19 protein-coding genes are annotated in these 17,419 nt (G+C 70.2%); 11 read left to right on the top strand and 8 right to left on the bottom strand.

Going from position 1 to position 17,419, the window contains the following annotated elements:
- Positions 1-71: 71 nt before the first annotated feature.
- Entirely contained in the window at positions 72-617 is a 546-nt protein-coding gene (locus tag ACWD3I_RS36225; protein WP_365395539.1) for an NUDIX hydrolase, read from the top strand.
- A 23-nt stretch (positions 618-640) separates the two neighbouring features.
- Here the strand turns inward: ACWD3I_RS36225 and ACWD3I_RS36220 are convergent, their stop codons facing one another.
- Positions 641-898 carry a hypothetical protein gene (locus ACWD3I_RS36220; protein ID WP_266894800.1) on the bottom strand — a complete coding sequence of 86 codons (258 nt, stop codon included), beginning with the start codon at positions 896-898 and terminating at the stop codon, positions 641-643.
- A gap of 237 nt (positions 899-1,135) precedes the next feature.
- A complete protein-coding gene (locus tag ACWD3I_RS36215; RefSeq protein ID WP_365395536.1) occupies positions 1,136-1,996 on the bottom strand; it encodes a 3-hydroxybutyryl-CoA dehydrogenase in 861 nt (286 codons plus the stop codon).
- A gap of 168 nt (positions 1,997-2,164) precedes the next feature.
- Between ACWD3I_RS36215 and ACWD3I_RS36210 the strand changes: the two genes are divergently transcribed.
- Positions 2,165-3,394: a glycoside hydrolase family 10 protein gene (locus ACWD3I_RS36210; RefSeq protein WP_365395533.1), complete on the top strand. Its 1,230-nt coding sequence runs from the start codon at positions 2,165-2,167 to the stop codon at positions 3,392-3,394.
- A gap of 1 nt (position 3,395) precedes the next feature.
- Here the strand turns inward: ACWD3I_RS36210 and ACWD3I_RS36205 are convergent, their stop codons facing one another.
- Both ACWD3I_RS36205 and ACWD3I_RS36200 read right to left on the bottom strand, forming a co-directional pair.
- Positions 3,396-3,590, bottom strand: a complete 195-nt coding sequence (locus tag ACWD3I_RS36205; protein ID WP_365395531.1) for a DUF1918 domain-containing protein — start codon at positions 3,588-3,590, stop codon at positions 3,396-3,398.
- 94 nt (positions 3,591-3,684) lie between these two features.
- Positions 3,685-4,599, bottom strand: coding sequence for a DMT family transporter (locus ACWD3I_RS36200; protein WP_365395528.1), 915 nt, complete (start codon positions 4,597-4,599; stop codon positions 3,685-3,687).
- On the opposite strand from ACWD3I_RS36200, the gene ACWD3I_RS36195 reads away from it, so the two are divergent.
- From ACWD3I_RS36195 to ACWD3I_RS36185, 3 genes are all read left to right on the top strand, one after another.
- On the top strand, positions 4,598-6,061 hold the full coding sequence (locus ACWD3I_RS36195) for an aminotransferase-like domain-containing protein (protein ID WP_365395525.1): 1,464 nt from the start codon (positions 4,598-4,600) through the stop codon (positions 6,059-6,061). The two genes, ACWD3I_RS36200 and ACWD3I_RS36195, sit on opposite strands and share 2 nt — an antisense overlap.
- A gap of 166 nt (positions 6,062-6,227) precedes the next feature.
- Positions 6,228-6,653, top strand: a complete 426-nt coding sequence (locus ACWD3I_RS36190) for a GNAT family N-acetyltransferase (RefSeq protein WP_365395521.1) — start codon at positions 6,228-6,230, stop codon at positions 6,651-6,653.
- A gap of 122 nt (positions 6,654-6,775) precedes the next feature.
- Positions 6,776-7,369, top strand: a complete 594-nt coding sequence (locus tag ACWD3I_RS36185; protein ID WP_365395518.1) for a histidine phosphatase family protein — start codon at positions 6,776-6,778, stop codon at positions 7,367-7,369.
- Between the two features lie 549 nt (positions 7,370-7,918).
- Here the strand turns inward: ACWD3I_RS36185 and ACWD3I_RS36180 are convergent.
- Positions 7,919-8,383 (bottom strand): DUF6314 family protein, encoded by a 465-nt coding sequence (locus ACWD3I_RS36180; RefSeq protein ID WP_365395515.1) that lies wholly within the window; start codon positions 8,381-8,383, stop codon positions 7,919-7,921.
- A 136-nt stretch (positions 8,384-8,519) separates the two neighbouring features.
- Between ACWD3I_RS36180 and ACWD3I_RS36175 the strand changes: the two genes are divergently transcribed.
- Positions 8,520-10,994 carry an alpha-L-arabinofuranosidase C-terminal domain-containing protein gene (locus tag ACWD3I_RS36175; RefSeq protein ID WP_365395512.1) on the top strand — a complete coding sequence of 825 codons (2,475 nt, stop codon included), beginning with the start codon at positions 8,520-8,522 and terminating at the stop codon, positions 10,992-10,994.
- A 58-nt stretch (positions 10,995-11,052) separates the two neighbouring features.
- On the opposite strand, the gene ACWD3I_RS36170 is transcribed toward ACWD3I_RS36175, so the two are convergent.
- Both ACWD3I_RS36170 and ACWD3I_RS36165 read right to left on the bottom strand, forming a co-directional pair.
- A complete protein-coding gene (locus ACWD3I_RS36170) occupies positions 11,053-11,205 on the bottom strand; it encodes a hypothetical protein (protein ID WP_365395510.1) in 153 nt (50 codons plus the stop codon).
- A gap of 124 nt (positions 11,206-11,329) precedes the next feature.
- Entirely contained in the window at positions 11,330-11,524 is a 195-nt protein-coding gene (locus ACWD3I_RS36165) for a hypothetical protein (protein ID WP_365395507.1), read from the bottom strand.
- 179 nt (positions 11,525-11,703) lie between these two features.
- On the opposite strand from ACWD3I_RS36165, the gene argC reads away from it, so the two are divergent.
- The 5 genes from argC to ACWD3I_RS36140 are packed head-to-tail and all read left to right on the top strand — an operon-like array spanning position 11,704 to position 16,538.
- Complete coding sequence (gene argC / locus ACWD3I_RS36160) at positions 11,704-12,732, top strand: N-acetyl-gamma-glutamyl-phosphate reductase (RefSeq protein WP_365395504.1); 1,029 nt, start codon at positions 11,704-11,706, stop codon at positions 12,730-12,732.
- Positions 12,729-13,880 (top strand): bifunctional glutamate N-acetyltransferase/amino-acid acetyltransferase ArgJ, encoded by a 1,152-nt coding sequence (gene argJ / locus ACWD3I_RS36155; RefSeq protein WP_365395501.1) that lies wholly within the window; start codon positions 12,729-12,731, stop codon positions 13,878-13,880. Before argC ends, argJ begins: the two co-directional genes overlap by 4 nt.
- Positions 13,877-14,785 (top strand): acetylglutamate kinase, encoded by a 909-nt coding sequence (gene argB, locus ACWD3I_RS36150; protein ID WP_365395498.1) that lies wholly within the window; start codon positions 13,877-13,879, stop codon positions 14,783-14,785. Before argJ ends, argB begins: the two co-directional genes overlap by 4 nt.
- Complete coding sequence (locus tag ACWD3I_RS36145) at positions 14,782-15,978, top strand: acetylornithine transaminase (RefSeq protein WP_365395495.1); 1,197 nt, start codon at positions 14,782-14,784, stop codon at positions 15,976-15,978. Before argB ends, ACWD3I_RS36145 begins: the two co-directional genes overlap by 4 nt.
- 20 nt (positions 15,979-15,998) lie before the next feature.
- A complete protein-coding gene (locus ACWD3I_RS36140) occupies positions 15,999-16,538 on the top strand; it encodes an arginine repressor (protein WP_046261502.1) in 540 nt (179 codons plus the stop codon).
- Positions 16,539-16,629: 91 nt separating this feature from the next.
- Here the strand turns inward: ACWD3I_RS36140 and ACWD3I_RS36135 are convergent, their stop codons facing one another.
- Complete coding sequence (locus ACWD3I_RS36135; RefSeq protein WP_365395690.1) at positions 16,630-17,418, bottom strand: FAD:protein FMN transferase; 789 nt, start codon at positions 17,416-17,418, stop codon at positions 16,630-16,632.
- Between the last annotated feature and the right edge of the window lies 1 nt (position 17,419).

Genomic DNA, 17,419 nt, shown 5'->3' with positions numbered 1-17,419 from the left:
TCGTTCTGCGTCTGCTGCCGAACTGCTCCTGCTGCGATATTGCCACTTACTCAGCGGAAGGTGGCAGAACCGTGCAGTGGACGAAACAGAACGAACAAACTGTGTATGAAAACCGCTGGTTCAGCGTCAACCTCGCGGATGTCGAGCTGCCGGACGGTCGGCACCTCGATCACTTTTTGATACGGCTGCGGCCCGTCGCCGTGGCCACGGTGGTGAACGCGGCCAATGAGGTCCTCCTCCTGTGGCGCCACCGCTTCATCACCGACAGTTGGGGGTGGGAACTGGCCGCGGGCGTCGTCGAGGACGGCGAGGACATCGTGTGCGCGGCCGCCAGGGAACTCGAGGAAGAGACCGGCTGGCGACCGGGACCTCTGCACCACCTCATGAGCGTGGAACCGTCCAACGGACTCACCGACGCCCGGCACCACATCTACTGGGCCGAGGAGGGCGAGTACGTCGGACATCCCGTGGACGACTTCGAGTCGGACCGTCGGGAATGGGTCCCCCTCAAGCTCGTCCCCGACATGGTCGCCCGAGGGGAGGTCCCGGCCGCCAACATGGCGGCCGCGCTACTCCTGTTGCACCATCTCAGGCTCGGGCAGGACGCCTTGCCCTGAATCCCCCCACCGCGTCCCGCGCCCTAGTGTCCGATGGCCTGCCAGACCGTCGCGATCAGCGCGCCCACGGCCGTGACGGCCGCGACGGCGGGCAGCGGCCAACGGGCGTGCTCCAGTACGACGAGGCGTGCGCTGAGGTCGTCCAGTTCCTTGTCCGTCTCCTCCGTGCGATGGCTGAGCAGAGCGAGCCCTCCCTCGACGCGCGCGTACGCGACATCGAGTCGGCGGCGTAACTCTGCGAGTTCTCCATGGACCACGGGATGCTCCGGGTCGGCGGTCACGAGTCCGCTCCTTTCCGTAGTCGTCACATCCCTTGCATGCGCATGAAGAGTCAACTCGCCTGGTGGACGCGTGGGGAGCGTGTGCGACGGGCATATGCGGGCCCGGCGCGCACACGGTGTGTGAATACCGCGGGCCCGGCGCTCCGAAGAGTGCCGGGCCCGTGTTCGTCGCACTGTGTAATCGGCACCCTGTAACGGGCACTGTGCACGCTGCCGGGAGATGTCAGGCGAGCGCTGTCAGCCGTAGGTATAGAAGCCGGAACCGGACTTGCGGCCCAGGCGGCCGGCGTCGACCATGCGCTGGAGCAGCGGGGGAGCGGCGTAGAGCGGTTCCTTGTACTCGTCGTACATCGAATTGGCGATGGAGACGATCGTGTCCAGACCGATCAGGTCGGACAGCTTCAGCGGGCCCATCGGGTGGGCGCAGCCCATCTCCATGCCGTTGTCGATGTCCTCGCGGCCCGCGATGCCCGACTCGAACATCCGGATGGCGGAGAGCAGATACGGCACGAGCAGCGCGTTGACCACGAACCCGGAGCGATCCTGGGCGCGGATCGCGTGCTTGCCGAGCAGCTTCTCGGCGAAGCCCTGGGCGCGGCTGATCGTGCCCTCGGACGTGGTGAGCGCCGGGATCAGCTCGACGAGCTTCTGCACCGGGGCCGGGTTGAAGAAGTGGATGCCGATGACGTGGTCGGGGCGCGAGGTGGCGACCGCAAGCTTCACCAGGGGGATGGAGGAGGTGTTGGAGGCGAGGATCGCGTCCGGGCGCGTCATGACCTGGTCGAGCACCTGGAAGATCTCGGTCTTCACCTGCTCGTTCTCGACGACGGCCTCGATCACCAGATCGCGGTCGGAGAACTCGCCCAGGTCGGTGGTGAACGACAGACGCGCCAGGGTGGCGTCGCGCTCGTCCTCGCTGATCTTGCCGCGTTCGGCGGCCTTCGTCAGCGAGTTGAACAGCCGGGTCCGGCCGATCTCCAGGGCTTCACCGGTGGTCTCGGCGACCTTCACGTCCAGTCCGGAACGGGCGCAGACCTCGGCGATGCCGGCCCCCATCTGGCCGCAGCCCACTACTCCGACGCGCTCGATGTCGGTCACATCGTCCCTTTCGCTGGTCTACGGACTCGGCAGGGGCCTCTTTGTGGAGATGCCCTGCTCCGTTCGTGCACGTTACTGGAAAGTATCGATGATCGATCGGCGGGGTCGGGCATCCTGGGCGCGAACGGTCCGCGGTCGGGCGGATCCGCCGTGTTTCGGGGTGTAAAGATGGGGCGTTTGTCACGCCGGGCGTTCGGGCTGGCCTTGCTTTCCACGGCCACGACAGCGTCGGGCAGTGCCTCGGCCGCACCGGCCCGTCGGCCGCGCGAGGTCCGCGAGATGCGGGGCGTGTGGATCGCCAGTGTGGCCAACCGCGACTGGCCCTCCAGGACCGGGCTGACCGCCGCCCAGCAGCGCGCCGAGCTGATCACGCACCTCGACAAGGCGGTGGCGGACCGTCTCAACACGGTGATCCTCCAGGTGCGGCCCACCGCGGACGCGCTCTGGCCCTCGCCGTACGAACCCTGGTCGCAGTACCTCACCGGCACCCAGGGCAAGTCCCCCGGCTGGGACCCGCTCGGCACAGCCGTGCGGGAGGCGCACGAGCGGGGCCTGGAGCTGCACGCCTGGTTCAACCCGTACCGCATCTCCCTCCAGGCGGACCCGACGAAACTGGTCGCCTCCCACCCCGCCCGCCGGAACCCGGAGTGGGTGGTGACCTACGGCGGGAAGCTCTACTACAACCCCGGGCTGCCCGAGGTCCGCTCCTTCGTGCAGGACGCGATCCTGGACGCGGTGGAGAAGTACCCGGTGGACGCGGTCCACTTCGACGACTACTTCTATCCGTACCCGGTGGCGGGCCAGACCTTCGACGACGACGCGGCCTACGACGAGTACGGCGGCGGCTTCGCCACCCGGGCCGACTGGCGGCGGGACAACATCGACCGGCTGGTGCTGGAGACCGCGGCCCGCATCCGGGAGACCCGGCCCACCACCCGGTTCGGTATCAGCCCCTTCGGGGTGTGGCGCAACGCCGCCACCGATCCGCTCGGCTCCAGCACACAGGCGGGCGTGCAGTCGTACGACGACAACTACGCGGACACCCGCAAATGGGTCCGGCAGGGCTGGATCGACTACCTCGTGCCACAGCTCTACTGGAACATCGGCTTCGCCGCCGCGGACTACGCGAAACTGGCGCCCTGGTGGGCCGATGTGGCGCGGGGGAGCAGGACGAAGCTGTACCTGGGCGAGGCCCTCTACAAAGCCGGGGATCCGGCCCAGCCGGCCGCCTGGCAGGACCCCGCCGAACTGTCCCGGCACCTCACCCTCGCCAAGGACCACCCGGAGCTGTGCGGGCATGTCTTCTTCGCGGCCAAAGAGGTCTCGGCGGATCCCGTCGGCGCGATGGCGCGCGTGGTCGCCGACCACTACCAGCAGCCGGCGAGGCCTTCACGCTGACCTAGTTCGCGGTGTCCTTGTGCCGGATCTCGGTGTCGGGGCCGGGTGAGCACACGCCCACGTGCCCGTCCTCGAAGCGGACGCGGTACGGGGGGCTTCCCCCTTGCCCCATCACTTCGACGATCTCGCCGATCTTGTCGTGCTGTCCGACCACCCTGCCGTGCTGCACAAGCTGGTCGCCCACGGTTGCACGCATCTGTCGGTCCTCCTCACGAAGGTGCGGGAGCAGCGGTCCGTGGCCTTGAGTTTACGGCGCGGGGGCCCGGTTGGGACCGGCCCGTGCGCGCCGCTCAGCCTCGCGCCCGCTGGGTGACGGCGATGCAGACGAGCACCGCCGCGGCCGTCAGCGGGGCGGCCACCGTCAGGTGCTCACCCAGCAGCAGCACCGACCACACCAGTGTGAGCAGGGGCTGGGCCAACTGCAACTGGCTGGCCTTGGGGATGCCGATCATCGCCATGCCCCGGTACCAGACCACCAGGCCGAGGAACTGCGAGCCCGCCGCGACCCACAGCAGTCCGGTCACGCTGTGCGCGGTGAGGTGCACGGGTTCGTACGACAGGGCCACCACGGTCGCGGGCACGGAGAACGGCAGGCACAGCACCAGTGCCCAGCCGACGACCTGCCAGCCCGGTATGACCTTGGCCAGCCGGCCGCCCTCGGTGTAGCCGGCCGCGCACACCAGGAGGGCGCCGAAGAGGTACAGGTCGGCGGAGGTGAGGGTGCCGCCGCTCTGCTGCACGGTGAAGGCGAGGACCGCGGCCGCGCCCGCGAGGGCGGCCGTCCAGAAGGTACGGGACGGGCGGGTGCCCATGCGCAGGGCGGAGAACAGCGCGGTGGTGAGCGGGAGCAGACCGACCACCACGGCGGCGTGGGAGGTGGTCGAGGTCCGCAGCGCGAGAGTGGTGAGCATGGGGAAGCCGACGACGACACCGCCGGCGACCACCGCGAGTCCCGCCCGGTGGTGCCGGGCGGGAACGGGAACGCGCAGCGCCAGCAGACAGGATCCGGCGATCAGCGCGGCGAGCACGCTCCGCACCCCGACCAGTGACCAGGGCCCGAAGCCCTCCAGACCCCATGCCGTCGCGGGGAAGGTGAGGGAGAAGGCGACGACGCCGAGGGCGGCCACCAGGGTGCCGGCGGTGGTGTTCGGCTTGGTGCCGACCGCTATCGTGATCGGGTCAGTAGCGCTACTCTGTACTCTCATGCAAGAGCGTAGCAGCGTCGATGAGCTGGTGGAACGGCTGAGAAGTGAACTGAACCGCTACTCACCGGGTGGAAAGCTCCCGTCCAGTCGGGCCCTGGTCGAGCAGTACCGGGTGAGCCCGGTGACGGTCTCCCGGGCGCTGGCGCAGCTGGCCGCCGAGGGGCTCGTCGTCACCCGGCCCGGCGCCGGGGTGTTCCGGGCGGTGCCACGGACGACGGTCGCGCCGGTGGGGGACACCTCCTGGCAGGAGGTGGCGCTGAGCGCGGACGCCGCCACCGACCTCGTGCCGCGCTCGGTGGACGCGAGCGGTGTCCTGGTCTCCCTCACCGAGCCGCCGCCCGAGGTGATCGAGTTCACCGGCGGCTATCTGCACCCCTCGCTCCAGCCCGAGCAGGCACTCGCCGCCGCGCTCTCCCGCGCCGCCCGCCGTCCCGGAGCCTGGGGCCGGCCGCCCATGGAAGGGCTGACGGAGCTGCGCTCGTGGTTCGCGCGGAGCATCGGCGGCTCCGTCACGGCGGCGGAGGTGCTGATCGCCGCCGGCGGGCAGTCGGCGCTGACCATCGCGCTGCGTGCGCTGGCCTCGCCCGGGGCCCCGGTGCTCGTCGAGTCGCCCACCTATCCCGGCATGCTGGCGATCGCCCGAGCGGCCGGGCTGCGGCCCGTGCCGGTCCCGGTCGACCCGGACGGGGTCAAGCCGGAGCTGCTGGCCGACGCCTTCCGGGCCACCGGCGCCCGGGTGTTCGTCTGCCAGCCGCTGTTCCAGAACCCGACCGGTTCCGTGCTCGCCCCCGAACGCCGGGGCGAGGTGCTGCGCATCGCGCGCGAGGCCGGCGCGTTCGTCGTCGAGGACGATTTCGTGCGACGGCTCGTGCACGCGGACGCGGGCGAACTGCCGCGTCCGCTGGCCGCCGAGGACGCCGACGGGGTCGTCGTCCATGTGTGCTCGCTGACCAAGGCGACCTCGCCCAGCTTCCGGGTGTGCGCGCTCGTCGCGCGGGGCCCGGTGCTGGAACGGCTGCGCGCGATCCAGGTCGTCGACACCTTCTTCGTGCCCCGCCCCTTGCAGGAGGCGGCGCTGGAACTCGTGGGGTCGGCCGCCTGGCCCCGCCATCTGCGGGCGATCTCCGCCGACTTGAAGACCCGCCGGGACGCCATGACCACGGCGCTCGGCCTCCACCTCCCCGAACTCGCCCTCCCGCACGTCCCGTCGGGCGGTTACCACCTCTGGCTGCGCCTGCCGGACGGTTCCGGGGGCACCTCCCAGGCCTTCGGCTCCGGGAGAGAGGCCGCCCTGACGGCGGCCGCCCTGCGCGCGGGGGTCGCGATCACTCCGGGCCGCCCGTACTTCAGCGCGGAGCCGCCGGCGGGCCATGTGCGGTTGAGCTTCGCGGCGGTGGCGGGGGTCGGGGAAATCGCGGAGGGGGTACGGCGGTTGCGGGCGGCGGCGGACGAGGTGCTCTAGCCGGATCGGGGCGATGCCGCACGGGAACTCGGCGGGAGCGAACAGCCTGGGTGTCAGGTGTCAGGTGTCAGGTGTCAGGGGGCAAGGCGAGACCGCCCAGCGCTCGCGCGACGCCCCCCCCCGGAAACCGTTCGACCCCGCCTTCCGGTCCTGCGAAGATCCCGGCATGACCGACCTCGCCACTGGCTACGAGATCTCCACCGACGCCGACCGTATCGACGCCGCCCGGGTCCACCACTGGCTCTCCACCGACGCGTACTGGGCGATCGGCCGCCCCCGGGAGAAGCAGGACCGGGCGATCGAGGGTTCGCTCAACTTCGGGGCCTATGAGACGGCTTCGGGGGAGCAGGTGGCGTATGCCCGGATCATCACCGACCGGGCCACTTTCGCGTGGCTGTGCGATGTGTACGTCGATCCGTCCGTGCGGGGCAAGGGGATCGGGAGCGCGCTCGTCGAGGCCGTACGTGAGGAGCTGCGGCCGTTCGGGCTGCGCCGCATTCTGCTCGCCACGCATGACGCGCACGGGGTGTACGAGAAGGCCGGCTTCACGCCGCTCGCGAACCCGGACCAGTGGATGGCGCACCTCTACTAGAGCCCCTCGTTTCGGGTGAGTTGTCCGGCAGGTCCTGACCTTGCAGTAAGGTTTTGCCAACCCTGCGTAACTCCCGGGTAACGCCTCTTGACCTGCGCACTTTCTCCACTCACCATCGCCGCATGTCACTTCGGGTCACATTCGTCGCCGCCGCCCGCAGCTCCCCGCTGCTCGCGGAGCGCTTCGAGGACGACCGGCCGCTCGACCAGGCCGGCTGGGACGAGGTGCAGCGCGCCGCGGGGGAGTTGCTGCCGCTGGCCGCGGCGGAACTGCGCTACTGCTCACCGACTCCGCGCAGCCGCGCGACCGGGGACGCGCTCGGCTATTCCCCGCTCGTGCAACTCGCCCTGCGGGACTGCGACATGGGCCGCTGGCGCGGGCTGACGCTGGGCGAGGCGATGGCGCGCGAACCGGAGGCGGTGGACGCCTGGCTATCCGACCCACGCGGCATCCCGCACGGCGGTGAGTCACTGCTGGCCTTCATCTCCCGGGTCGGCGGCTGGCTCGACACCCGACCCGTGGGCGACGGCGGCCGTATCGTCGCCGTAGCCGAGCCCTCGGTGGTCCGCGCCGCGCTGGTGTACGCCCTCAAGGCACCGCCGTCGACGTACTGGAACATCGACGTCCGCCCCCTGTCCACGACCACCGTCACCGGCCACTCGGGCCGCTGGAACCTACGCTTCGACGGGACCCCCGCCCAGCCGTCACGGGCGTGAACCCGCACCGTGTGGCCCCGGCCCACGTGGCCGTGGCGCGAGCCCTCGCGGGTGCGGCTTCGGTCCTCGCGGGTGCGGCTTCGGTCCTCGCGGGTGCAACCCCGGTCGTCGCCCGACGGCTTGTCCGCTCAGGCTGTGCGGGTGGGGCACGGGTTTCCGTTCGGTGTGGCACCGGTTTGGGTCTCGCGGGGGTAGTCCTGGCGTCCGCCGGACGGCTTGTCCGCTCGGGTCTCGCGTGCGTGAACTCAGGCTGTGCGGGTGTGGTTCGGGTCGTCGCGGGTGTGGTTCGGGTCCCCGGTGTGGCACCGGTTTGGGTCTCGCGGGGGTAGTCCTGGCGTTCGCTGGACGGCTTGTCCGCTCGGGTCTCGCGTGCGTGAACTCAGGCTGTGCGGGCGTGGTTCCGGTCCTCGTGGGTGGGGTCCGGTCCCTGTTCGGTGCGGCGCCGGTCCGGCTCTCGCGGGTGTGGACCCGGGCCTCGTGAGTGTGGCCTCGGCCTACGGGGGCCCGGCCCCGGGTCGCGAAGGCGTGCCCGTTGCCGGAGTCCGGCGATCAGCTCCCGCGTGACACGTTGGTCGTATCGCGCTCGTACTCGGTCGTGAGGACGAGGTCCTTGGTGGGGCCGCCCACCCGCCACACCGTCCGCCAGTGGTGTTCGTCGAGGACGGTGAACTCGCCGCGGTAGAGGTCCGCCGCGCAGGGGTGGTCGGTGACGTGGTGGCCGGTGGTCAGGTTGAGGTCGTGGAAGAAGCGGCCGTCGGCGAAGCGCACGTCGGCCGCGGCTGCCGAAGTCCCGGGCAGGAAGCGCAGGGTGCGCTCGGCGGGACGGGTGACGCCCTGCCAGGTGAAGGTGCCGGATTCCCGGTGCAGCAGCCCTTCGCCGTCCCATGGGCCGAAAACCGTCGTGCCCGAGAAGTGCCCGGCATCCCCGCTCGCCAGGTCTCGCACGGAACGTTCGACCCGCCAACTCCCGGCCAGATACGTCAGTACCTCCGGCACTGGCCAGAATCCGCCCATCCGTTCCTCCCTTCCGACACTTTCGGTACCGCGCGACCCGTTGACCTCGCCAATCCCCCTCCCTATCTTGCCGTTCGAAGTGTTGATCAGTGTCTGATATTTCGAACAACTCCCCCGATCGAGCCGCGGAGTATCCATGTCACGCACCCGCTGGAGATTCGGCCTCGCCGCCACCGCGTTCCTCGTGGCGGCCGGTCTCGTTCCGGCCCCGGCCCATGCCGAGGACGCCGCCGACTACGCCATCACCGTCGACCCGGCCGCCAAGGGCGCGAAGATCGACGACACGATGTACGGCGTCTTCTTCGAGGACATCAACCGGGCCGCCGACGGAGGCCTGTACGCCGAGCTCGTCCAGAACCGGTCCTTCGAGTACTCCACCGACGACAACCGCTCGTACACCCCCCTCACCTCCTGGACCGTCGACGGCACCGGACAGGTCGTGAACGACGACGGCCGGCTCAACGCGCGCAACCGCAACTACCTCTCCCTGGCGGCCGGTTCGACCGTGACCAACGCCGGATACAACACCGGTGTCCACGTCGAGGCGGGCAAGAAGTACGACTTCACCGTGTGGGCCCGCGCCGAGAGCGGCACGACCCTCACGGTCTCGCTCCAGGACGCCGACGGCAGCCTCGCCACCGCCCGCCAGGTCGCCGCGAAGGGCGGCTGGGCCAAGTACAAGGCGACCTTCACGGCCACCCGCACCAGCAGCAACGGCCGTCTGGCCGTCGCTTCCTCGGCCGCGGCCGCCCTCGACATGGTCTCCCTCTTCCCGCGCGACACCTACAAGCACCAGGCGAACGGCCTGCGCAAGGACCTCGCCGAGAAGATCGCCGCCCTCCACCCGGGCTTCGTGCGCTTCCCCGGCGGCTGCCTGGTCAACACCGGCTCGATGGAGGACTACAGCGAGGCCTCCGGCTACCAGCGCAAGCGCTCCTATCAGTGGAAGGACACCATCGGCCCGGTCGAGGAGCGTGCGACCAACTCCAACTTCTGGGGATACAACCAGAGTTACGGAATCGGCTACTACGAGTACTTCCGCCTCTCCGAGGACATCGGCGCCATGCCGCTGCCCGTCGTCCCCGCCCTGGTGACCGGCTGCGGCCAGAACAAGGCCGTCGACGACGAGGCGCTGCTCAAGCGGCACATCCAGGACACCCTCGACCTCATCGAGTTCGCCAACGGCCCGGTCACCTCGACCTGGGGCAAGAAGCGCGCCCGGATGGGGCACCCCAAGCCCTTCCACCTCACCCACATCGAGGTCGGCAACGAGGAGAACCTCCCGGTCGAGTTCTTCGCCCGGTTCAAGGAGTTCCGCGCCGCCATCGCGGCCAAGTACCCGGACATCACCGTCATCTCCAACTCCGGCCCCGACGACGCCGGTTCGACCTTCGACACGGCCTGGCAGCTGAACAAGGACGCCAAGGTCGACATGGTCGACGAGCACTACTACAACAGCCCGCAGTGGTTCCTGCAGAACAACGACCGCTACGACTCCTACGACCGCAGCGGCCCGAAGGTCTTCCTCGGCGAGTACGCCTCCTGGGGCAATGCCTTCAAGAACGGTCTCGCCGAAGCAGCCTTCATGACCGGCCTGGAGCGCAACGCGGACGTCGTCAAACTCGCCTCGTACGCCCCGCTGTTCGCCAACGAGGACTACGTCCAGTGGCAGCCGGACCTCGTCTGGTTCAACAACCACGCCTCCTGGAACTCCGCCAACTACGAGGTCCAGAAACTGTTCATGACCAACGTCGGCGACCGCGTGGTGCCCTCCACGGCGACCGGGACACCGTCGCTGACAGGCCCCATCGCGGGCGCGGTCGGCCTGTCCACCTGGGCGACCACGGCGGCCTACGACGACGTGAAGGTGACGGACGCCGACGGCAACTCCCTGCTGAGCGACGACTTCTCCGGTGACGCCTCGAAGTGGACCCACACCGGCGGCGGCAGCTGGAGCGTCCAGGACGGTCAGTACGTGCAGACCGACGTGGCCGCCGAGAACACCATGGTCTCGGCCGGCGACACCGGCTGGCACGACTACGACCTGCAGGTGAAGGCCACCAAGAAGTCTGGCAAGGAGGGCTTCCTCGTCGCCTTCGGCGTCAAGGACACCGGCAACTACTACTGGTGGAACCTCGGCGGCTGGAACAACACCCAGTCCGCCGTCGAGCAGGCCGTGGACGGCGGCAAGTCGACGCTGATCTCCAAGGCCGGGTCGGTCGAGACGGGCCGTGCCTACGACATCGACATCAAGGTGAGGGGCCGCCAGGTCACCCTGTACCTCGACGGACAGGAATGGGGCAGCTTCACCGACGACAAGCCGGCCGAGCCGTTCCGGCAGGTCGTGACCAAGGACAAGAAGACCGGCGACCTGATCGTCAAGGTCGTCAACGCCCAGTCCACGGCGGCCCGTACGGCGGTCGACCTGGGCGGTGCCAAGGTCGCGTCCAAGGCCCGCGTCACCACGCTGACGGCCGACCCGAACGCGGTGAACTCGGAGACCGAGACACCGGTCACCCCGGTCAGGTCCACGTTCGAAGGGGTCGCCGACCGGTTCACGTACACCTTCCCGGCGAACTCGGTCACCTTCCTGCGGATCAGGCAGCGCTAGCGGATCCCGGCGGGTGCGGGCGACGCCGGCCCGCACCCGCCGGGCCCTCCCGTGTCCCTCAGGCGTCCTTGCGGCGCCGGAACCAGCCGCGCCCGGACGGCGGCGGGTGGGGGAGCGACTGCGGGGTGCCCGGCCCGCCGAACGGCGGCAGGGCCCTGAAACGGTCGTCGAAGGTGATCGTGGGCGTGATCCGGTGCAGGGCGGCGCGCACGAGGGTGAGCGGATGGTCGGGAAACCGGGCGTCCCACTCTTCGCGAAGTACCCGGCCGGACCCACCTGAGCCATGATCATGGCCTCCCGCGTCCCGGTCGTGGCACCCGCGGCGGCCTGCACCTTCACGACCGTGCCGGCCCCCCTGTCCCCGGCACGGTCCATGAGCCGACGAACGCCTGCCCGGGCCGGCTGCCCAGCGGCATCCTGACCAGCTGGCGCACCGCCGGGATGCCGTCCACGGAACCGGGCGCCGCCTCGATCAGCCCGCCACCGGCCCCGGCCACGAGCTGGGCGAGCCCCGCCGCGTCGGTCCACACCCCGGCTCACGCTCGGTGAAGCCGGTCAAGTCCAAGCTGGTCATCGGCGTCATGGCGATCACCGGGTCGAGGTTAAGCAGCCCTGCGGCATGGGCAAGGATCGCTCCGGCCCTGACCCTGCATGGATTGCATAAACGTGCATCGATACGTATAGTCATGCCATCCAAGAGGAGGATTCCATGGCGGTACGTGCGGCAGTGGCCGGAGCGAGTGGGTACGCGGGCGGCGAAGTCCTGCGGCTGCTCCTGGCGCACCCCGAGGTCGAGATCGGCGCCCTGACCGGCAACTCGAATGCCGGGCAGAAGCTGGGCACGCTCCAGCCACACCTGCTGCCGCTGGCCGACCGCGTACTCCAGGAGACCACGGCCGACGTCCTCGCCGGTCACGACGTCGTCTTCCTCGCCCTGCCCCACGGCCAGTCCGCCGCCGTCGCCGAGCAGCTCGGCCCGGACGTCCTGGTCGTCGACATGGGCGCCGACTTCCGGCTGAAGGACGCCGCCGACTGGGAGACGTTCTACGGCTCCCCGCACGCCGGAACCTGGCCGTACGGCCTTCCCGAACTGCCGGGTGCCCGCGCCGCGCTGGAGGGGTCCAAGCGCATCGCGGTGCCCGGTTGCTACCCGACCGCCGTCTCGCTCGCGCTCTTCCCGGCCTATGTCGCCGGACTCGCCGAGAACGAGGCCGTGATCGTCGCCGCCTCCGGGACCTCCGGTGCCGGCAAGGCGCCCAAGGCCAATCTGCTGGGCTCCGAGGTCATGGGCTCCATGTCGCCGTACGGTGTCGGCGGCGGCCACCGGCACACGCCCGAGATGATCCAGAACCTCAGCGGGGCGGCGGGGGAGCCGGTCTCCGTCTCCTTCACACCGACCCTCGCGCCGATGTCCCGCGGCATCCTCGCCACGTGCAGCGCGAAGGCCAGGGACGGCGTCACCGCCGAGTCCGTCCGCGCCGCCTACGAGAAGGCCTTCGCCGACGAGCCCTTCGTCCACTTGCTCCCCGAGGGGCAGTGGCCCGCCACGGCGTCCGTCCACGGTTCCAACGCCGTTCAGATCCAGGTCGCGTACGACGAGGCCGCCGGCCGCATCATCGCCATCAGCGCCATCGACAACCTGACCAAGGGCACCGCGGGCGGTGCCCTGCAGAGCATGAACATCGCCCTCGGACTCGACGAGTCCACCGGGCTTTCCACGATCGGAGTCGCACCGTGAGCGTCACGGCAGCCAAGGGATTCCAGGCGGCGGGCATCGCCGCCGGGATCAAGGAGAACGGCAACCCGGACCTGGCCCTCGTGGTCAACACCGGGCCGCGCCGCGCCGCCGCGGGCGTCTTCACCTCCAACCGCGTGAAGGCCGCCCCGGTCCTGTGGTCCGAGCAGGTGCTGAAGACCGGCCAGGTGACGGCCGTCGTCCTCAACTCCGGCGGCGCCAACGCCTGTACGGGTCCCAAGGGCTTCCAGGACACGCACGCCACCGCCGAGAAGGTCGCCGACGTCCTCGGCATCGGCGCGGGCGAGGTGGCCGTCGCCTCCACCGGCCTGATCGGCGTGCTGCTCCCCATGGACAAGCTGCTGCCGGGTGTCGCCACGGCCGCCGAGGCCCTGAGCGAGCACGGTGGTGAGAAGGCCGCCATCGCCATCAAGACCACCGACAGCGTCCACAAGACGTCCGTCGTGACCAAGGACGGCTGGACCGTCGGCGGCATGGCCAAGGGTGCGGGCATGCTCGCCCCCGGCCTCGCGACCATGCTCGTCGTCCTCACCACCGACGCGGACCTCGACAGCGACGTCCTGGACAAGGCCCTGAGGGCCGCCACCCGGATGACCTTCGACCGGGTCGACTCCGACGGCTGCATGTCCACCAACGACACTGTGCTGCTCCTCGCCTCCGGCGCCTCCGAAGTCGCCCCCGGCTACGAGGAGTTCGCCGAGGCCGTACGGCAGGTCTGCGACGACCTCGGCCAGCAGCTCATCCGGGACGCCGAGGGCGCCAGCAAGGACATCAAGGTCGAGGTGGTCAACGCCGCGACCGAGGCCGACGCCGTCGAGGTGGGCCGCTCCATCGCCCGCAACAACCTCCTCAAGTGCGCCATCCACGGCGAGGACCCCAACTGGGGCCGTGTGCTCTCCGCGATCGGCACCACGCAGGCCGCCTTCGAGCCGGACCTGCTCAACGTCGCCATCAACGGCGTCTGGGTCTGCAAGAACGGCGGAGTCGGCGAGGACCGCGACAAGGTCGACATGCGCTACCGCGAGGTGCACATCGTCGCCGACCTGGCCGCGGGCTCCGAGACCGCCACCATCTGGACCAACGACCTCACCGCCGACTACGTCCACGAGAACAGCGCGTACTCGTCATGAGCACTACTCGCAAGCACACCGCACTGCCGAAGGCGCAGATCCTCATCGAAGCGCTGCCCTGGCTGGTCCGGCACAACGGCAAGACGGTCGTCATCAAGTTCGGCGGCAACGCCATGATCGACGAGGACCTGAAGGCCGCCTTCGCCCAGGACGTCGTCTTCCTGCACCACGCCGGCCTCAAGCCGGTCGTCGTGCACGGCGGCGGCCCGCAGATCAGCGCCGCCCTCGACCAGGCCGGCATCGTCAGCGAGTTCAAGGCCGGACTCCGGGTCACCACCGAGGACGCCATGGACGTCGTGCGGATGGTGCTCGCCGGACGGGTCCAGCGCGAGCTCGTCGGACTCCTCAACCAGCACGGACCGCTCGCCGTGGGACTCACCGGCGAGGACGCGCACACCATCACCGCCACCAAGCACCAGCCCGAGATCGACGGCGAGTTGGTCGACATCGGACGGGTGGGCGAGATCACCGCGATCGACACGGGCGCGATCGAGGCACTGCTCGCCGACGGCCGGATCCCGGTCGTCTCGTCGATCGCCCGTAGCCAGGACGACGGACATGTCTACAACGTCAATGCTGATACGGCGGCTGCGGCACTCGCTGCTGCTCTGGGCGCCGAAACCCTCATGGTCCTCACGGACGTCGAGGGTCTCTACGAGGACTGGCCCAACAGCGACGAGGTGATCAGCCGCCTCACGGCTTCCCAACTGGAGAAGCTGCTGCCGGAGTTGAGCTCCGGCATGGTCCCGAAGATGGAGGGCTGCCTGCACGCCGTGCGAGGCGGCGTCACCACGGCCCGGGTCATCGACGGGCGGGTCCAGCACTCGATCCTGCTGGAGATCTTCACCGACGAGGGCATCGGCACGATGGTCGTGCCGGACGCCGAAGAGGGGGATGGGGAATGACCGGCACCGCAAGCAACGCAGAGCTCACCCAGCGGTGGCAGAGCTCGCTCATGAACAACTACGGCACCCCCCGGCTGCCCCTCGTCCGCGGTGCGGGCCTCAAGGTCTGGGACACCGAGGGCAAGCAGTACTACGACTTCGTCGGCGGCATCGCCACCAACGCGCTCGGCCACGCCCACCCGGCGATCGTCGAGGCCGTCAGCAAGCAGATCGCCTCGATCGGCCACATCTCCAACTTCTTCATGGCCGAGCCCACCGTCGCCCTCGCCGAACGGCTCCTCCAGCACTTCGGGCGGGACGGCAAGGTCTTCTTCTGCAACTCCGGCGCCGAGGCCAACGAGGCCGCCTTCAAGATCGGCCGGCTCACCGGGCGGACCCACATGGTCGCCACCAGCGGCGGCTTCCACGGCCGGACCATGGGCGCCCTCGCCCTCACCGGCCAGCCCGCCAAGCAGGAGCCCTTCCTGCCGCTGCCCGGCGACGTCACGCACGTGCCGTTCGGCGACGCGCAGGCGCTGGCCGCCGCGGTCACCGAGGAGACAGCCCTCGTCGTCATCGAGCCGATCCAGGGCGAGAACGGTGTGATCGTCCCGCCCGCCGGCTATCTGAAGGCGGCCCGGGCGATCACCGCGGCCACCGGCACGCTCCTCGTCCTCGACGAGGTGCAGACCGGTATCGGCCGGACCGGCCACTGGTTCGAGTACCAGGCCCACGAGGGCGTCCTGCCGGACGTCGTCACCCTCGCCAAGCAGCTCGGCGGCGGCCTGCCGCTCGGCGCGACCGTGGCCTTCGGCCGGGCCGCCGAGCTGCTCCAGCCCGGCCACCACGGCACGACCTTCGGCGGCAACCCCGTGGCCTGCGCCGCCGGACTGGCCGTGCTCGACACCATCGCGAACGAGGGGCTGCTCGAGAACGTCAAGCGCCAGAACGCCGCGCTGTCCGACGGGATCGAGGCACTGGGGCACCCGCTGATCTCCCACGTCCGGGGCTCCGGCCTCCTCCTGGGTATCGTGCTCACCGAGCCGCTCGCGCCCCAGGCGCAGCAGGCGGCTCAGGACGCCGGTTTCCTGGTGAACGCGCCCGCCCCCGATGTCGTACGGCTGATGCCGCCGCTGAACCTCGGCGACGACGAGGTGGAGGCGCTGCTCCAGGCGCTGCCGGGCGTGCTGGACGTGGCCAACGGGGATGGATGAGCCGGAGAGATGAGACGTCGATGAGCCAGGCGCAGGATCACGAGCAGACCCACGGGCCTGCCGTACCGCAGACCCGCACCGCACGGCACCGCCGGATCGTGGACATCCTCAACCGGCAACCGGTCCGTTCACAGAGCCAGTTGGCGAAGCTGCTGTCCGACGACGGGCTGAGCGTCACACAGGCGACGCTCTCCCGGGACCTGGACGAGCTGAACGCGGTGAAGATCCGTAACACCGACGGTGACCTGATCTACGCGGTGCCGAGCGAGGGCGGGTTCCGTACTCCTCGTGCGCCGCTGGGGGAGTCCGCCAAGGAGGAGCGGATGCGGCGGCTCTCCCAGGAGCTGCTGATCTCCGCGGAGGCATCCGCGAACCTTGTCGTTCTGCGGACGCCGCCCGGTGCTGCGCAGTTCCTGGCGTCGGCCATCGACCAGGCCGAGCTGCATGACATTCTCGGGACGATCGCGGGTGACGACACGTTGATGTTGATCAGCCGGGATCCCACTGGGGGGCAGGCGTTGGCCGAGCACTTGTTGAGGCTCGCTCAGAACGGGCACTGAGTTTCGGCCGGGGGTGCTGCGTGGGGCCCGGTCGCGCCCACGCGGCGGAGCCGCGAACCGGTACCGGCCCGCGCCCCCGAGGCACAGACACTCACCCGAGTCGAGATGCCAAGCCCCCTGTGCATCTCACCTCGTCGCCCGCCGTGATCAGGAGTGCCTCCACGTCGGGCAGCGACTCCAGCCACCGCAGGCCCTCCCGAGACCCCATCGCGAACGCCGCTGTCGCCCAGCAGTCCGCCCAGGTCACACTGGGGGCCACCACGGTCACCGCGACCAGGTCCGTGACCGCTGAGCGGCCGGTGCGGGGGTCGACGATGTGGGCGCCGCGCTCGGCCGTACCGGATGTCGCCACGGCCAGTTCGGTCGTACCCGCCGCCGAGACCACCGCCGCCAGGCCCCCGGGCCGCAGCGGATCGGCCACCCCCACCCGCCACGGCCGCTGCGGCCCCGGCGTCCCCAGCAGCTGTACGTCCCCGCCGCCGTTGAGGCTCACCCCGGTCGCCCCGGCCTCGGAGAGGGAGCGTGCCGCGCGTTCGACGGCCCAGCCCTTGACGATGCCCGTCGGGTCCAGCCGGCCCTCGTAGCGCAGGCTGAACCAGCCGTCGCTCGCTTCCTCCGCCTTGGCGCCCAGGTCCAGGATCTGGGCGACCTCGGGGGCGCAGTCGTCGACCGTCAGTTCGCCGCGGGCGAGCCGGGAGATCTGGCTGTCGTCGCGGTAGGTGCTGAAGACGGCGTCGGCGCGGTGCAGACCCGCGACCGCCTTCGCCAGGGCCGCCTCGACGGCGGCCGGTTCCCCGCCGCGGACGTCGAAGGAGAAGACGGTCCCCATGACCTCCTCCGTATGACGTACCGCGGCGGGAGCTTCTGCCGGTTCGGCCACC

It is taken from the genome of Streptomyces sp. NPDC002817 (assembly GCF_053592055.1).
Note: the sequence above shows the minus strand (reverse complement) of the source record. Positions and strands in the feature narration are given on the sequence as shown.

Excerpts from the sequence above, each read along its gene's own strand:
- ACWD3I_RS36205 (WP_365395531.1), bottom strand. The coding sequence starts at position 3,590 with ATGCGTGCAACCGTGGGCGACCAGCTTGTGCAGCACGGCAGGGTGGTC.
- argB (WP_365395498.1), top strand. The coding sequence starts at position 13,877 with ATGAGCACTACTCGCAAGCACACCGCACTGCCGAAGGCGCAGATCCTC.
- ACWD3I_RS36195 (WP_365395525.1), top strand. The coding sequence starts at position 4,598 with ATGCAAGAGCGTAGCAGCGTCGATGAGCTGGTGGAACGGCTGAGAAGT.
- ACWD3I_RS36185 (WP_365395518.1), top strand. The coding sequence starts at position 6,776 with ATGTCACTTCGGGTCACATTCGTCGCCGCCGCCCGCAGCTCCCCGCTG.
- ACWD3I_RS36200 (WP_365395528.1), bottom strand. The coding sequence starts at position 4,599 with ATGAGAGTACAGAGTAGCGCTACTGACCCGATCACGATAGCGGTCGGC.
- ACWD3I_RS36210 (WP_365395533.1), top strand. The coding sequence starts at position 2,165 with ATGGGGCGTTTGTCACGCCGGGCGTTCGGGCTGGCCTTGCTTTCCACG.
- ACWD3I_RS36180 (WP_365395515.1), bottom strand. The coding sequence starts at position 8,383 with ATGGGCGGATTCTGGCCAGTGCCGGAGGTACTGACGTATCTGGCCGGG.
- ACWD3I_RS36145 (WP_365395495.1), top strand. The coding sequence starts at position 14,782 with ATGACCGGCACCGCAAGCAACGCAGAGCTCACCCAGCGGTGGCAGAGC.
- ACWD3I_RS36140 (WP_046261502.1), top strand. The coding sequence starts at position 15,999 with ATGAGCCAGGCGCAGGATCACGAGCAGACCCACGGGCCTGCCGTACCG.
- argC (WP_365395504.1), top strand. The coding sequence starts at position 11,704 with ATGGCGGTACGTGCGGCAGTGGCCGGAGCGAGTGGGTACGCGGGCGGC.
- ACWD3I_RS36175 (WP_365395512.1), top strand. The coding sequence starts at position 8,520 with ATGTCACGCACCCGCTGGAGATTCGGCCTCGCCGCCACCGCGTTCCTC.
- ACWD3I_RS36190 (WP_365395521.1), top strand. The coding sequence starts at position 6,228 with ATGACCGACCTCGCCACTGGCTACGAGATCTCCACCGACGCCGACCGT.